This is a genomic window from Streptomyces jumonjinensis (genome assembly GCF_009600885.1).
In the GTDB taxonomy this organism is placed as follows: domain Bacteria; phylum Actinomycetota; class Actinomycetes; order Streptomycetales; family Streptomycetaceae; genus Streptomyces; species Streptomyces jumonjinensis.
This window is the reverse complement of sequence record NZ_VCLA01000156.1, coordinates 53,242-53,649: the sequence shown is the minus strand read 5'-3', so window position 1 is coordinate 53,649 and position 408 is coordinate 53,242. Positions and strand designations below refer to the sequence as shown.

1 protein-coding gene is annotated in these 408 nt (G+C 70.8%); it reads left to right on the top strand.

Annotated features, from left to right (window positions below):
* Positions 1-106: 106 nt before the first annotated feature.
* A complete protein-coding gene (locus tag FF041_RS20710) occupies positions 107-343 on the top strand; it encodes a hypothetical protein (RefSeq protein ID WP_153524173.1) in 237 nt (78 codons plus the stop codon).
* Positions 344-408 lie beyond the last annotated feature (65 nt).

Below are 408 nucleotides of genomic sequence, written 5' to 3'. Positions count from 1 at the left end.
CGGCCGACCGGCTTTCGGCGGCGCTCGCCGAGCGGAACGCCAACAGCGGCCGAATGGGTGGGGCATGGGGGTGATCAGGCGGTTCCGTCGCCTCTTATGGACTCTGATGCGCGTGGAGTCCGTGGGGGTCCGTGCGCGGATCGCGTGTGTGTCCGGCAGCCCGCCGTGCGGTGCTGAACCCCCGGACGCGGCAAGGGAGCTCACCCCGGGTGATGTGCAGGCGTGGGCCGAGTATCACTTCCGCAGGACCGGTCACCGCCGCTACGCCCGGGCCGTCTGCGACACCGTGCAGTGGGACCCGCCCCCGGGCATCGACCCCCGGACCATTGAGGCCCGGCTCTGAAGATGTCCGCCCCCTGAACACCCGGCCACTGAGAATCGCGGGTTCGTCATGCGGGGCGGCGAAAT